Source organism: Mycobacterium sp. Root265, from assembly GCF_001428895.1.
GTDB lineage: Bacteria > Actinomycetota > Actinomycetes > Mycobacteriales > Mycobacteriaceae > Mycobacterium.
On the sequence record NZ_LMJA01000009.1, the window covers coordinates 40,807 to 54,716 of the forward strand.

General features: G+C 67.9%; 14 protein-coding genes. 9 read left to right on the forward strand and 5 right to left on the reverse strand.

Annotated features, from left to right (window positions below):
* Positions 1–35: 35 nt before the first annotated feature.
* On the forward strand, positions 36–1,217 hold the full coding sequence (locus tag ASE48_RS10380) for an NAD(P)/FAD-dependent oxidoreductase (RefSeq protein ID WP_057167003.1): 1,182 nt from the start codon (positions 36–38) through the stop codon (positions 1,215–1,217).
* Here the strand turns inward: ASE48_RS10380 and ASE48_RS10385 are convergent.
* The 3 genes from ASE48_RS10385 to mftR all read right to left on the reverse strand — a co-directional run bounded on the left by ASE48_RS10385 (position 1,214) and on the right by mftR (position 3,714).
* Positions 1,214–2,500, reverse strand: a complete 1,287-nt coding sequence (locus ASE48_RS10385; protein WP_235571002.1) for a VOC family protein — start codon at positions 2,498–2,500, stop codon at positions 1,214–1,216. The genes ASE48_RS10380 and ASE48_RS10385 overlap by 4 nt on opposite strands.
* Positions 2,497–3,021, reverse strand: a complete 525-nt coding sequence (locus ASE48_RS10390) for an RNA polymerase sigma factor (RefSeq protein ID WP_057167004.1) — start codon at positions 3,019–3,021, stop codon at positions 2,497–2,499. Before ASE48_RS10390 ends, ASE48_RS10385 begins: the two co-directional genes overlap by 4 nt.
* Before the next feature lie 102 nt (positions 3,022–3,123).
* Positions 3,124–3,714 (reverse strand): mycofactocin system transcriptional regulator, encoded by a 591-nt coding sequence (mftR, locus tag ASE48_RS10395; RefSeq protein WP_057167138.1) that lies wholly within the window; start codon positions 3,712–3,714, stop codon positions 3,124–3,126.
* 103 nt (positions 3,715–3,817) lie between these two features.
* Between mftR and mftA the strand changes: the two genes are divergently transcribed.
* The 7 genes from mftA to mftG all read left to right on the forward strand — a co-directional run bounded on the left by mftA (position 3,818) and on the right by mftG (position 10,304).
* A complete protein-coding gene (mftA, locus tag ASE48_RS32135; RefSeq protein ID WP_073856536.1) occupies positions 3,818–3,913 on the forward strand; it encodes a mycofactocin precursor MftA in 96 nt (31 codons plus the stop codon).
* Positions 3,898–4,212 carry a mycofactocin biosynthesis chaperone MftB gene (gene mftB / locus ASE48_RS10400; protein ID WP_057167005.1) on the forward strand — a complete coding sequence of 105 codons (315 nt, stop codon included), beginning with the start codon at positions 3,898–3,900 and terminating at the stop codon, positions 4,210–4,212. Before mftA ends, mftB begins: the two co-directional genes overlap by 16 nt.
* The gene (gene mftC / locus ASE48_RS10405; RefSeq protein ID WP_057167006.1) at positions 4,213–5,445 is read left to right on the forward strand and encodes a mycofactocin radical SAM maturase; all 1,233 of its coding nucleotides are present in this window, start codon (positions 4,213–4,215) and stop codon (positions 5,443–5,445) included.
* Between the two features lie 5 nt (positions 5,446–5,450).
* On the forward strand, positions 5,451–6,635 hold the full coding sequence (gene mftD, locus ASE48_RS10410) for a pre-mycofactocin synthase MftD (RefSeq protein WP_057167007.1): 1,185 nt from the start codon (positions 5,451–5,453) through the stop codon (positions 6,633–6,635).
* Positions 6,636–6,754: 119 nt separating this feature from the next.
* Positions 6,755–7,510, forward strand: coding sequence for a mycofactocin biosynthesis peptidyl-dipeptidase MftE (mftE, locus tag ASE48_RS10415; RefSeq protein WP_057167008.1), 756 nt, complete (start codon positions 6,755–6,757; stop codon positions 7,508–7,510).
* A complete protein-coding gene (gene mftF, locus ASE48_RS10420) occupies positions 7,507–8,919 on the forward strand; it encodes a mycofactocin biosynthesis glycosyltransferase MftF (protein ID WP_057167009.1) in 1,413 nt (470 codons plus the stop codon). Before mftE ends, mftF begins: the two co-directional genes overlap by 4 nt.
* Before the next feature lie 11 nt (positions 8,920–8,930).
* Entirely contained in the window at positions 8,931–10,304 is a 1,374-nt protein-coding gene (gene mftG, locus ASE48_RS10425) for a mycofactocin dehydrogenase MftG (RefSeq protein WP_057167010.1), read from the forward strand.
* Here mftG and ASE48_RS10430 read toward each other — a convergent pair.
* Positions 10,301–11,893 (reverse strand): MFS transporter, encoded by a 1,593-nt coding sequence (locus tag ASE48_RS10430; protein WP_057167011.1) that lies wholly within the window; start codon positions 11,891–11,893, stop codon positions 10,301–10,303. The two genes, mftG and ASE48_RS10430, sit on opposite strands and share 4 nt — an antisense overlap.
* Positions 11,894–11,985: 92 nt before the next feature.
* Between ASE48_RS10430 and ASE48_RS10435 the strand changes: the two genes are divergently transcribed.
* On the forward strand, positions 11,986–12,627 hold the full coding sequence (locus ASE48_RS10435; RefSeq protein ID WP_057167012.1) for a TetR/AcrR family transcriptional regulator: 642 nt from the start codon (positions 11,986–11,988) through the stop codon (positions 12,625–12,627).
* Here the strand turns inward: ASE48_RS10435 and ASE48_RS10440 are convergent.
* On the reverse strand, positions 12,608–13,873 hold the full coding sequence (locus tag ASE48_RS10440) for a cytochrome P450 (protein ID WP_057167013.1): 1,266 nt from the start codon (positions 13,871–13,873) through the stop codon (positions 12,608–12,610). The two genes, ASE48_RS10435 and ASE48_RS10440, sit on opposite strands and share 20 nt — an antisense overlap.
* Positions 13,874–13,910 lie beyond the last annotated feature (37 nt).

Sequence of the window (13,910 nt, forward strand, 5' to 3'; positions counted from 1 at the left end):
ACTACAGAAGCGCGCCATCGTGTAAGAAACACCACGTGGCAACCAATGGGGGCATCGTCATTGTCGGTGGTGGGCTGGCTGCAGCCCGCACGGCCGAACAATTGCGCCGCGCCGAATACACCGGACCGATCACCATCGTCAGCGACGAGCAGCATCTGCCGTACGACCGGCCGCCGCTGTCCAAGGAAGTTCTGCGCAACCCCGAGCACGACGTGGTGCTCAAGCCGCAGGAGTTCTACGACGAGGCCGACATCACGCTGCGGCTCGGGTCGGCCGCGCAGTCGGTGGACACCGCGGCGAAGGCGCTGACCCTGGCCGATGGCTCGACGCTCGAGTATGACGAGCTCGTCATCGCGACCGGCCTTGCACCCAAGCGCATTCCGTCCTTCCCGGACCTGGAGGGCATCCGGGTGCTGCGCTCGATCGGCGAGAGTGCCGAACTGCGTGACCACGCCGCGACCGCCCGGCACGCCGTCATCGTCGGCGCCGGCTTCATCGGGTGTGAGGTCGCCSCCAGCCTGCGCCAGCTCGGTGTCGACGTGGTGATCGTGGAGCCGCAGCCGACCCCGCTGGCCTCGGTGCTCGGCGAGAAGATCGGCGCGCTGGTGACCCGGCTGCACGAGGCCGAGGGTGTGCAGGTGCTGTGTGGCGTGGGTGTGGCCTCGGTGTCCGGTGTGGACAAGGTCGAGAAGGTCGTGCTCTCCGATGGCACCGAGCTGGACGCCGACGTCGTCGTCGTCGGCATCGGTTCGCATCCGGTGACCGGCTGGCTCGACGGCAGCGGCATCGCGGTGGACAACGGTGTGGTGTGCGATGACGCCGGCCGGACCAGCGCCGAACACGTCTGGGCCATCGGCGATGTGGCCTCCTGGCGTTCCGAGGTGGGGCACCAGGTGCGCGTCGAGCACTGGAGCAACGTCGCCGAGCAGGCCCGGGTGCTGGTGCCGGCGATCCTCGGTCAGGAACCGGGCAGCGCGGCGATCTCGGTGCCGTACTTCTGGAGCGACCAGTACGACGTCAAGATCCAGTGCCTGGGTGAGCCCGCGGCCGACGACGTGGTGCACATCGTCGAGGACGACGGTCGGAAGTTTCTCGCCTACTACGAGCGCGACGGCATCGTCACCGCCGTGGTCGGTGGCGGGATGCCCGGCAAGGTGATGAAGGCCCGCGGCAAGATCGCCTCCGGTGCCGCCATCGCCGACGTGCTGCCTGCCTAGTGCTCACCTAGGTAGAACCGGGCGCCCTGGTCATCGGTGCACAACGCGGACTTGCCGTACGACTGTGTCGAGGGCTCCTCCAGGACGGTCCCGCCGGCCGCCCGGACCCGTTCGACCGAGGCGTCGATGTCCTCGACGTTCCACATCGGCACCGTCGCGGGCTGCGCGTTTCCGCCGGCTGCACCGGCCATCGGATGCGATTCCTGGACAGCCCAACCGTCGTCGACCCGCCCGGATTCGAAGGTCCAGTGCAGCACCCGGGAGTAGAACGACCGGAAGTCGGCCGAGTTCTCCACGAAGTACGTGATGTACGAAAGTTCGCCGGGCCCAGTGCCGTTGAGTGCAGGCCGTGGGGTGCCCACCGAGTCCCGGTACACCGCGAACGGTGCACCGGACGGATCGACCGCGTCCAGCACGGTGCCGAACTCGCGCTGCTGGGGTTCGCCGACGGTGCCGCCGCCGGCCACGATGGCCTCGCGGGCGGCGTCCAGATCATCGACGGCGTAGCAGCAGAACAGCGTGCTGGGCCCCGCGGTCTCGAAGATGCCCATGGACAGGCTGGAGCCGGCGACGTGGTGCCCGTCGAACGACCAGCCGAGCACTGCCGAGTAGAACGCCGCGGCCCGGGCTGCATCGGGGGTGTTGACCGACACGTAGCCGACGTCGCCGTGCTTGATCTGCACCGGGGCGCCGGTCATCGGGCCGGACAGCATCCACCGGTGTCCGGAGGGGTCGATGATCGTCGCGCCGCGGGCACCGTGGTCCTCGTAGACCTCGCGCAGCACGGTGGCCCCGTGCTCGCGGGCGCGCTGCAGGACGGCGTCGGTGTCGGTCACCGGCAGCATCAAGCTCACCGAGACAGACTGCGGAGCAGGCGCTTTGAGACCCAACTCGGGGAATTCGTCGGCCAGGTAGAGCACCCCGTCGCCGATGGCGAGTTCGGCATGGCCGACCCGCCCGTCGCCCATCAGGATCGGATCGCCGATGACGGTGGCGCCCAGCGCCGCGACGTACCACGCGATGGCGGCCTTGGCATCCGCCACCGCGAGATAGGGGATGGCCGCCGGCCTCGGCGGGGCGGTGGCGGTGGTCGAATTCAGTTCTGCGATAGCGGTATCGGTGCCACTCATGACAACTCCTTCAGCGTTCGCGGGCAGGGTGAGGGCCGATTCCAGTCGTGCGCGCAGTCGGGCCGCGAACGCCGGATCGGGTGCCACCGGGACTTCGTCGCCGTGCAGCACGGCCAGCGGATCCTGGTTGTTGATGTCCCGGTTGTTGTTCACGACGGCCCTCCTTCCGGTGACGGGTATTGCGATCTGAAGGCGCGGCGGGCCCGCACCAGCAGGGTTTCGGTGGCGTGCACGGTGCGCCCGATCAGTGCCGCGCACTCGGGCACCGAGCAGTCGTCGAGATAGCGCAGCGCCAGCACGGTGCGGTGGTGTTCGGGCAACCGTGCCAACACCGCCTCGGCGACGATGCGGTCCAGTTCGGCATCCCAGTCGTCCACGGGATCGATCGCTTCCGGCAGTTCGGCGACGGGCACGCTGAACCTGTCGTGCCGGCGGCGATAGTGGTCGGCCAACTTGTGCCGGGCCACCCCGATCAGCCAGGGCACCGTCATCGGCGGCGGTGCCGGTTTGCGCGCCGCATCCATGGCCGCCAGGAAGGTGTCCGAGGTGAGATCCTCGGCGGCCGCGCGGTCACCGCAGCGCCGGGTGAAGTACCCGTACACCACAGGCAGTGCCTCGTCGTAGAGCTCAAGTAGCTCCCGAGGGGCATCGCGGTGACCCGATTCGACGCTCACACCTCTATCGTCGCCGTCCGGGGCCGAACTCCGACACCCCCACTTTCCTGCGATTTGTGGAGTTCTTGTCGGAATGGTTCCGACAAGAACTCCTCAAATCGCTCAGAGGGTGTGCAGGCCGCGGCCGACCACGTCGAAAGAATCGCCCAGCAGGTGTTCCAGGGAGACCGACTCGTCGGCCAGCCACTGCTCGTAGGCGGTCAGCGCGACACCCAGCAGTGTCCAGGCGGCGGTCTGGGGGACCAGGCCGCCCGGTTCCTCGCCGCGTCTGCGGGCCACGTACTCGGCCACCACGGTGCGCCAGCCGGCATACATGGTCATCGAATGTGCCTGCAGCGCATCGGTTCCCAGGATCAGCCGCATGCGCTGGCGATGGCGTTCCTCATCGTCGAAGCGGTTGAACGCCAGCAGTGCGGTGCGCAGGGCCACGGCGATGTCACCGCGCTGATCGCCCTCGGCGAGCAGTTCGCGCATGAGGTTCAGGTGCGCGTCGAAGTCGCCCCAGGGGATGGCGTTCTTGGACGGGTAGTAGCGGAACAGCGTGCGGCGGGCGATTCCGGCCGCCCGTGCGACATCGTCGACGCTGACCTCGTCGAAGCCGTGGCTGGCGAAGAGTTCCAGCGCGACGGAGGTGATGTGGTCCTGGGTGGTGGACGGCCGGCGACCGACACGGGGCCCGGACGACTTCGCCATGAAACCCACCCTTCCATTTCTGCACTCGATGCCATATTCTTGCGACCCAGGTCACAATTGTCGATGACCTAGACGTATCACAGCCAAGAAAGGTGCGACCCCCATGGACCAGAATCAGCAGGTTGAGACCGAAGCGCAGCTCGTCACCGAGTCCCTCGTCGAAGAGGTCTCGATCGACGGTATGTGCGGGGTTTACTGATCGTGAGCGCACCCACTGCTGATGCAGTGGCGTTCGACCCCGATCGCGGCTGGCGGCTGCACCACCAGGTGGCGGTGCGGCCGGAGCCGTTCGGGGCGCTGCTGTACCACTTCGGTACCCGCAAGTTGTCGTTCCTGAAGAACCGGACGATCGTCGCGGTGGTCAACTCGCTCGACGAGCACCCCGACATCCGATCCGCTTGCCGCGCCGCCGGAATCGACGACGACGCCCAAGGCCCGTACCTACATGCGCTCAGTGTGCTGGTGAAATCCAACATGCTCGTTGCCAAGGAGATCTAGATGACCGCCGTCCTGCCCCCGGCGCTCGTGCCCGTTTCAGCCCCGGAACCGACGAAAGTTCCCCGCCTGGTCGAGCAGTTCGAGCACGGGCTCGATGCCCCGATCTGCCTGACCTGGGAACTGACCTACGCCTGCAACCTGTCCTGCGTGCACTGCCTGTCCTCGTCGGGTAAGCGCGATCCCCGTGAGCTGAGCACTCAGCAGTGCAAGGACATCATCGACGAGCTCGAACGCATGCAGGTGTTCTACGTGAACATCGGCGGCGGGGAACCCACTGTCCGGTCGGACTTCTGGGAACTCGTCGACTACGCCACCGAACATCACGTCGGGGTGAAGTTCTCCACCAACGGGGTTCGCATCAACCGTGAGGTGGCGGCCAAACTCGCCGCCAGCGACTACGTCGACGTGCAGATCTCGCTCGACGGTGCGACCGCCGAGGTCAACGACGAGGTGCGTGGTCCCGGTTCGTTCGCGATGGCGATCCGGGCGTTGGAGAACCTCAAGGACGCCGGCTTCAAGGACGCCAAGATCTCGGTGGTCGTGACCCGCCAGAACGTCGACCAGCTCGACGATTTCAAGGCGCTGGCAGACACCTACGGCGCCACCCTGCGCATCACCCGGCTGCGGCCGTCCGGTCGCGGCGCCGATGTGTGGGACGACCTGCATCCCACGCCGGTGCAGCAGGTGCAGCTCTACGAATGGCTGGTCGCCCATGGCGAGGGAGTCCTCACCGGTGACTCGTTCTTCCACCTGTCGGGTCTGGGCGAGCCGGGCGCGCTGGCCGGGCTCAACCTGTGTGGTGCCGGCCGGGTGGTGTGCCTGATCGATCCGATCGGCGACGTGTACGCCTGCCCGTTCGCCATCCACGAGAAGTTCCATGCCGGAAACATCCTGCAGGACACCGGCTTCGGCACCGGATTCAAGAACGTCTGGCAGAAGTCTCCGTTGTTCCAGGAGCTGCGCGAACCGCAGTCCGCCGGGGCCTGCAGCGGCTGCGCGCATTACGACTCCTGCCGGGGCGGTTGCATGGCGGCCAAGTTCTTCACCGGTCTGCCCATGGACGGGCCCGACCCCGAGTGCGTGCAGGGGTACGGCGAACCCGCCCTGGCCGCCGAACGGGACAAGCCCAAGTCCTCGGTCGACCATTCCCGAGCGGGTGGGCGCAAGGGCCCGATCCCGCTCAAACTGCTCACCGTCCCGCCCAAGAAGTTCTGTAACGAAAGTCCTGTGTAGAGATCATGGCTCGCGATACCTGGTTCGAGACCGTTGCCATCGCCCAACAGCGTGCGAAGAAACGGCTGCCCCGCTCCGCCTACTCCTCGCTGATCTCGGCGAGCGAGAAGGGGGTATCGGTCTCCGACAACGTCGAGGCGTTCTCCCAGCTCGGCTTCGCCCCGCATGTCATCGGTGCCACCGAGAAGCGTGAGATGGCGACAACGGTGATGGGACAGGACATCTCGATGCCCGTCGTCATCTCGCCGACCGGCGTGCAGGCGGTCGACCCCGACGGCGAGGTGGCCGTGGCCCGGGCGGCGGCCGCCCGCGGCACCGCGATGGGGTTGTCGTCGTTCGCGAGCAAGCCGATGGAGGAAGTGACCGCCGTCAACGGCAAGATCTTCTTTCAGATCTACTGGCTGGGCAGCCGGGACGAGATCCTGGCCCGCATGGTGCGGGCCCGCGAGGCCGGTGCGGTCGGTCTGATCCTGACCACCGACTGGAGCTTCAGCCACGGCCGGGACTGGGGCAGCCCCAAGATCCCGGAGCAGATGGACCTCAAGACCATGGTGAAGATGGCACCGGAGGTCATCACCAAGCCGCGCTGGTTCTACAGCTTCGCCAAGACCCTGCGACCGCCGGACCTGCGAGTTCCCAACCAGGGCCGCCGCGGTGAGGCCGGCCCGACGTTCTTCGAGGCCTACGGTCAGTGGATGGGCACCCCGCCGCCGACCTGGGAGGATGTGGCCTGGCTGCGCGAGCAGTGGGGCGGGCCGTTCCTGCTGAAGGGCATGGTTCGCGTCGATGACGCCAAACGTGCTGTGGATGCCGGTGTTTCGGCCATCACGGTGTCCAACCACGGTGGTAACAACCTGGACGGCACCCCGGCCGCGATCCGCTGCCTGCCGGCCATCGCCGACGCGGTCGGCGATCAGGTCGAAGTTTTGCTGGACGGTGGCGTCCGGCGCGGCAGCGATGTCGTCAAGGCTGTCGCCCTCGGCGCCCGCGCGGTGTTGATCGGACGGGCCTACCTGTGGGGCCTGGCGGCCAATGGACAGGCCGGCGTGGAGAACGTGCTCGACATCTTGTCCGGAGGCATCGACTCGGCGTTGCGGGGTCTGGGCAAGTCCTCGATCCACGATCTGACGCGCGAGGACATCCTGATCCCCGAGGGCTTCACCCGGACGCTCGGAGTGCCGCAGTCCTGACACGCCGGTAGCCTGATACGGACGTGACTGACGTGACGGACGTGACCGGTTGTCCGCCGACTGGCCGACAGGCGCGGAAATCAATTGCCGCGCATGCGCCAACAATCGGTGCACACCAGGTGAATTCGGCCTACCATCACCGAGTGGCTTTACCCGGGGAGCTCGGCAGTGTGACGTCGAGTGGACTGCTTGGTACCCCACGCAACCAGCAATCCGGCGGATCGCCTGCGCTCATCGTGCCGATCGGCTCCACCGAACAGCACGGCCCGCACCTGCCGCTGGACACCGACACCCGCATTGCGACCGCCGTGGCACGCGCGGTGGCAGCGCGGCTCGGCGCCGGATGGCTGCTGGCCCCCGCGCTCAGCTACGGCGCGAGCGGCGAGCACGAGGGATTCGCGGGCACGGTCTCGATCGGCACCGAGGCGCTACGGCTGTTGCTGGTCGAGTTCGGCCGGTCCGCCTGCAACTGGGCCTCCCGGCTGGTCTTCGTCAACGGGCACGGCGGCAATGTCGAAGCGCTGGCCGGCGCGGTCGGACTGTTGCGTACCGAGGGTCGCGACGTCAGCTGGAGCTCGTGCATGGTCGCCGGTGCGGACGCGCACGCCGGGCACACCGAAACATCTGTATTGCTACATATTTCGCCCGAGGCCGTACACACCGATGCGGTGGTGCCGGGGAACAGCGCGCCGTTGGCCGAACTGATGCACGCCATGCGTGCCGGCGGTGTGGCGGCGGTCAGCGCGGTCGGGGTGCTCGGGGATCCGACCACCGCCACGGTGGCCGACGGGCAACGGTACTTTGCCGATATGGTCGACGGGTGTGCCCGCAAACTCCTGACTTGGACGCCGAACGGGCACGGGATGCTGACATGACCGGGCCGCGCCTGCCCGACGGATTCGCCGTCCAGGTGGACCGCCGGGTCAAGGTGCTGGGTGCCGGATCGGCGTTGCTCGGCGGCTCGCCCACCCGTTTGCTGCGGCTCGCTCCGGTGGCCCAGACGATGATCGACGACGGCCGCCTGGAGGTCCACGACGCGCTGTCGGCGCAGCTGGCCCGCACTTTGCTCGACGCCACCGTCGCGCACCCGCGTCCCCCCAGCGGTCCGTCACATCACGATGTGACGGTGGTGATTCCGGTGCGCGACAATGTGTTCGGGGTCAGCAGGCTGGTGCGGGCGCTGCGCGGCATGAACGTGGTGGTGGTCGACGACGGGTCCGCCGAACCGCTGACCGACACCGATTTCCAAGGCGCGCGCTGTGAGGTCCGGGTGCTGCGCCATGCCCGCAGTCGGGGCCCGGCGGCCGCCCGCAACACCGGCCTGCGTGCCTGCAACACCGACTTCGTGGCGTTCCTGGACTCCGACGTGGTCCCGCGCCGCGGCTGGATGGAAGCGCTGCTCGGCCACTTCTGCGACCCCGCTGTCGCGCTGGTCGCTCCCAGGATCATCAGCCTCAACGAGCCGGACAATCTGGTCGCCCGGTACGAGGCCGTGCGCTCCTCGTTGGATCTGGGCATGCGGGAGGCGCCGGTGGTGCCCTACGGCACGGTGTCCTACGTGCCCAGCGCCGCCATCATCTGCCGGCGCAGTGCGCTGACCGAGGTGGGCGGCTTCGACGAGACCATGGAGTCCGGGGAAGATGTCGACCTCTGCTGGAGGTTCATCGAAGCCGGTGCCCGGTTGCGTTATGAACCCATCGCGCTGGTCGGCCACGAACACCGAACCCAGCTGCGGGAATGGTTCCAGCGCAAGGCTTTCTACGGGCAGTCCGCGGCCCCGCTGGCAGTCCGGCATCCGGGCAAGACGGCACCGATGGTGTTGTCACGGTGGATGCTGGTGCTCTGGCTGCTGGTGGCGACCAGATCCGGCTACGGCTATCTCTTCGCCGCGGTGGTCGCGGCGTTCTTCGGCAGACGCATCTCGGCGTCACTGGAGTCGGTCGACACCGGTCCCAAGGACGTGGCCGCGGTGGCCGCCGGCGGGCTGTGGGGCGCCGCCCTGCAGGTGGCCTCGGCCATCTGCCGGCATTACTGGCCGGTGGCGCTGCTGGCCGCGGTGTTCTTCCGCCGATGCCGCCAGGTGGTGCTCGTCGCCGCCGTCGTGGACGGTCTGGCCGACTGGGCCAACCGCCGCAACAGCGTCGCCGAGGACACCCATCGCGTCGGCCTGCTGAGCTACCTGCTGCTCAAACGTCTCGACGACGTGGCCTACGGGCTGGGGCTGTGGACCGGCGTGGTCCGCGAACGCCACATGGGCGCACTCAAGCCGCAGATCCGAACCTGAAGCGCGACGCGTTGCAGACGGATGTCCTGATCGTCGGTGCCGGTAGCGCTGGTTCGATTCTTGCCGAACGTCTTTCATCCGACACCGGGCGTACCGTGACGGTCCTGGAGGCGGGTCCGCAGGCCGGTCCGCCGCATGCCGGCGATGCGCACCTGGTGCCGATCGGGCCCGGTAGCCCGGTGGTCAGCCGGTACCCGGCGGTCCTGACCGATGTCCCGCGCCGGGAGGTCGATCTGGTGCGCGGCGCGGTGGTCGGCGGTTCCGGCGCGATCAACGGCGGCTACTTCTGCCGGGGCGTACCCGCGGACTACGCGGACTGGAAGACACCGGGATGGTCCTGGGAGGATGTGTTGCCGCACTTCCGGGCGATCGAGACGGACCTGGACTTCAGCGGCCCGCTGCACGGCGACTCCGGGCCGATACCCGTGCGCAGGACACGTGAGTTCAGCACGGGCACCGAAAAATTCGTGCAAGCGGTGCTCGCGAAGGGGTTCGGCTGGATCGACGATCTCAACGGGGCCGGCCCCGCCGACGGAGTGGGCGCGCTGCCCCTGAACGTGCGGGACGGCACCCGGGTCGGTCCGGGCGCGGCGTTCCTGGGACCGGCTCTGCAGCGGCCGAACCTGCTGGTGCAGCCGGCAACCAGGGCGCAGCGGATCCGCTTTTCCGGATCCCGGGCGGTCGGCGTGGACGCGCTCGGTCCCTCGGGACCGGTGTACTACGCCGCCGACCGCATCGTCCTGTGCGCCGGAGCCATCGGCACCGCGCACCTGCTGCTGGTGTCCGGTTGTGGTCCCGCGGCGGTACTCGGTTCCGCCGGTATCCCGGTGCAGGCGGATCTACCGGTGGGGGAGCGGTTCAGCGATCACCCGGAGTGGGTGCTGCCCGTCGACTGGCCGGCCACCGGTGGACGCACCCCGATCGAGGCGGCGCTGTCGGTGGACGGTCTGGAGATCCGCTTGTACACATCGGGTTTCGCGCAGATGACCGGGGAAACGCCATCGGACCCGCCGCATATCGGGGTGGCGCTCATGCGCCCCGCGGCGCGTGGCCGGTTGACGGTGTCGTCCCCGGATATCGCAGTGGCTCCGGTGATCGAGCATCACTACGACACCGTCGCCGAGGATGTCGAGGCGCTGCGGCGCGGCGCCGACCTGGCCCGGGAGATCGCCGGAGTCGTTGACCGCGAGGCGAACTGGTCCACCACCCAACACCTCTGCGGTACCGCGCCGCTGGGCGCGGTGCTCGATCCGCAGTGCCGGGTGCTGGGTGTCGACGGGTTGTGGGTGGCCGACGGTTCGATCATGCCGGCACCCACCTCGCGCGGGCCCCATGCCACCATCGCGATGATCGGGCACCGGGCGGCGGAGCTGATCGCGGGCTAGTCGCGGTGCCTGCCGGCACCGCGGAGACGGCGCACGAGCCGCAACTGCTGATCGTCGCGGCCGGGTGCCCACAGCCCGATGACCACGGCGCTGACGCCCACGATGACCGCGAGTCCCAGCAGCGACGCACTCATCGATTCGACGAAGGCCGTCCGGCCGAGTTCGGCGATGCGTGCGCCCGCCGGTCCCAGCGTCGCCGACACCTCCAGGGCCTGGCCCAGGGATCCGAGCGCGGCGTCGCGAGCGGGTGGCGGCAGCTCGGCCGGGAGCCTGGGCGCCAGCAGAGCGGTGTACTGCGCGGCCAGCAGCGAGCCGGCCAGTGCGATGCCCAGGGCGGCGCCGATCTCTCGGGTGGTGTCGTTGACGGCGGAGGCCACGCCCTGCTTGTCGTCGGGAGCGGTGTTCATGATCGCGGAAGTGGTTGGTGCGGTGAGTAATCCGATGCCGATGCTCATCACGAGCAAGGGCCAGCCGACGGCCGCATAGCCGTCCGCGATGGTGATGGTGCTCAGCAGCAGAAAGCCGACGGCGATGAACGTGAGCCCGGTGAAAACGACCAGTCGAAGCCCGGCGCGCGGCAGGTACCAGAACGACGTTGCGGACAGCAGCAGAACCGGCCCCATCAGCGGAGTCAGGGCGAAGGCCGTCTTGATCGGGCTGTAGCCGAGGATCAGTTGCATGTGCTGCATCACGACGTAGAAGAAGCCGAACATGGCAAGGAAGAACACCGTGATGGCGGCCGCGCCGGTTGCGAAGGCGGGATTGGCGAACAGTCGGACGTCGAGCAGTGGATGTTCGCGTCGAAGCTCGATGACGCCGAACGCCAGCATCATCAGCGCGCCCACGACGATGCAACCGATGACCAGTGCATCGGACCAGCCACGGGCGGGCGCCTCCAGGATGCCGAACACGAGCACCGCGACACCGCCACCGATGACGACGGCGCCGAGCCAGTCCAGCGGTTTGGCGATCGTCTCCTTCGATGTCGCGATGGTCAGCGTGAGGACGAACAGCAGCACCCCGGCGCCCGCGAAGGCCCAGAAGATCGCCTGCCATCCGAAGAAGTGCAGCAGTCCACCCGAGCCGAGCATGCCGACGATGGCGCCACAACCTGCGGTGCCCGCCCAAATGCCAACGGCCTTGTTGCGCTGATCTTTCGGGTATGCGGAGGTCAACAGGGACAGGGTCGCGGGCATCACGAAGGCGGCGCCCGCGCCGGCCAGTCCGCGCGCGATGATCAGGTGCATCGGGTCCGACCAGAGCACCGGTGCGATCGAGGCGATGCCGAAGATGGCCAGACCCAGCAGCAGGGCGCCGCGGCGACCGTAGCGGTCGCCCAGTGCGCCGGCGGGCAGGAGCAGGCAGGCGAGCACCAGGGTGTAGCTGTCGACGATCCAGGTGAGTTCGGTCTGGGTGGCCGACGTCGCCTTGGCGAGATCGGGGAGCGCGGTGTTCAGCGCGACCATCGAGGAGATGACCAGCAGCACACCGAGACACGCGATGAGCAGTGTCCAGACGCGGACTCTGGTCGAAAGGCCGGCCAGGGAGGAATCGGTAGGCCGGTCCGACTCGGCAAGTGTGTCGACCATTGCCCCTCTTTCGACGAGTGCGTTATTTTTGATACTGCCCGTCTAGTTCCGAGACTAACAGTCTCGTTCTGGGTGGGGAAGGGAGTTGGACGATGGCGACGCATACCGACCCGCGGCCCGCGAGGTCGCGGGCCCGGTTACTGGAGGCTGCGACGGCGCTGCTGCGCACCGGAGGTCCCAGTGCGGTGACGGTGGACGCCGTCATCCGTGCCTCCAATGTGGCGCGCGCCACCCTGTACCGGCACTTTCCCAGTGGAAATGACCTGCTGGCGGCGGCTTTTCACGCGCTGATCCCGCCCGCCCCACTACCGCCGGCGGATGGCACCCTGCGCGATCGGCTGATCGCGGCACTGGACGGCTTCGCCGACCTGGTCGCCGAGACTCCCGTGAGCCTGGCCGCGACCTCCTGGCTGGCACTGGGCGGTGGCCTGAATCAGGCAGGGTGGAACACGGCCGACCCGCATGCCGAGAGCGACGCAGTGCGCACCCTGCGTGAGCGGGTCGCCGATCAGTACGCAGCACCGTTCGACGCTGTCTTCGACAGTCCCGACGCGGTGTCGGGGCTGGTTCACGTTGATCGGGTGCAGGCGGTGGCGCTGCTACTCGGCCCGATCGTGCTCGGCAAGTTGAGTACGTTCGCCGACTTCGACTACCGTGCGGCCGCCAGGGCCGCGGTCGACGGCTTCCTGGCCACCCACCAGAAGGCGGTCCGAACTACCGCAGCGAGTACCTGATCGGCAGGTGCTTGAGCCCGCCGACGAATGTCGTCGCCGACAGCTCGGGCTCACCGGCCAGCTCGATCGACTCCAGACGCGGAATCAGTTCGGAGAACAGGCTGTTCATCTCCATCCGGGCCAACGCGGCACCGAGGCAGAAGTGCACGCCGTAACCGAACGCGACATGCTTGTTGGGGTCGCGGCCGACATCGAAGCGGAACGGCTCCTCGAACACCTCTTCGTCGCGGTTGCCCGAAACATAAGCCAGATAGACGGATTCGCCCGCCGCGATGGGCACACCGCGTACCTCGGTATCGGCGGCGGCGGTGCGCATGAACTCCTTGACCGGTGTCGTCCAGCGGATCATCTCCTCGACCGCGGTGCCCATCAGCGACGAATCCGAGCGCAGCCGCTCCAGCTGGTCGGGATTCTCGATCAACGCCAGCAGCCCGCCGGAGATCGCGTCCTTGGTGGTGTCGTGTCCGGCGCTGGCGACGATCACATAGTAGGAAACGGTGTCCACATCGGTCAGTGGCTCGCCGTCGATGCGCCCGTTGGCGATCGCGGAGGCCAGATCGTCGGTGGGGTTCTCCCGGCGGGACGCGGTGAGTTGGGAGAAGTAGGCGAAGAAGTCCAACAGCACCTGGAGCTGATCCTCCAGGGATCCGCCCTCGCGCTTGTACTCGTCATCGTCGCCGCCGAACATCTCCTGGGTCAGCATGTGCATGCGCTCGTAGTCGTCCTCGGGCAGGCCGAGCAGCGACATGATGACGTAGAGCGGGAAGTGCACCGCGATCTCGGTGACGAAATCGCATTCCGGGCCGATATCGCGCATCCGGTCGACATAGCGTTTGGCGAGCTCGTCGACGCGGACCTTCAGATCGCGCATGGCCTTGGGGCGGAACCAGTCGGCGCCGATGGCGCGGATCTTGCGGTGGTGCGGGTCGTCCATATGGATCAGCGTGCGCAGCCCCATGCCGGCTTCCAGCTGCTCCTTGGCCAGATCGTCGGCCGCGGCGGTGGCCAGCAGCGGCCGGGGTTCGCTGAGGAACAGGTTGTTCTCGCGTTCGATGGCCATGATGTCGGCGTGTTTGGTGATGGCCCAGAACGGGCGGTAGAGCCTGGACTCGACCCGGACCACCGGTTCATGGGTCCGCAGATAGGCCAGCGCTTCGTGCAGGCGCGCGTCATCGGCGTAGGCCTTCGGCTCGACGAACACGTTGGCGTACTGGCTGGCCCGATCATCCTTGGTCGGAGTGCTCATCCATCGGCTCCTTCACACTGTCTTGACGGGTGTCAAG

What these genes read in the sequence shown, in the direction of transcription:
- mftR (WP_057167138.1), bottom strand. Translation starts at nt 3,714, where the DNA reads ATGGCGAAGTCGTCCGGGCCCCGTGTCGGTCGCCGGCCGTCCACCACC.
- mftA (WP_073856536.1), top strand. Translation starts at nt 3,818, where the DNA reads ATGGACCAGAATCAGCAGGTTGAGACCGAAGCGCAGCTCGTCACCGAG.
- mftC (WP_057167006.1), top strand. Translation starts at nt 4,213, where the DNA reads ATGACCGCCGTCCTGCCCCCGGCGCTCGTGCCCGTTTCAGCCCCGGAA.
- mftD (WP_057167007.1), top strand. Translation starts at nt 5,451, where the DNA reads ATGGCTCGCGATACCTGGTTCGAGACCGTTGCCATCGCCCAACAGCGT.
- mftF (WP_057167009.1), top strand. Translation starts at nt 7,507, where the DNA reads ATGACCGGGCCGCGCCTGCCCGACGGATTCGCCGTCCAGGTGGACCGC.
- ASE48_RS10430 (WP_057167011.1), bottom strand. Translation starts at nt 11,893, where the DNA reads ATGGTCGACACACTTGCCGAGTCGGACCGGCCTACCGATTCCTCCCTG.
- ASE48_RS10435 (WP_057167012.1), top strand. Translation starts at nt 11,986, where the DNA reads ATGGCGACGCATACCGACCCGCGGCCCGCGAGGTCGCGGGCCCGGTTA.
- ASE48_RS10440 (WP_057167013.1), bottom strand. Translation starts at nt 13,873, where the DNA reads ATGAGCACTCCGACCAAGGATGATCGGGCCAGCCAGTACGCCAACGTG.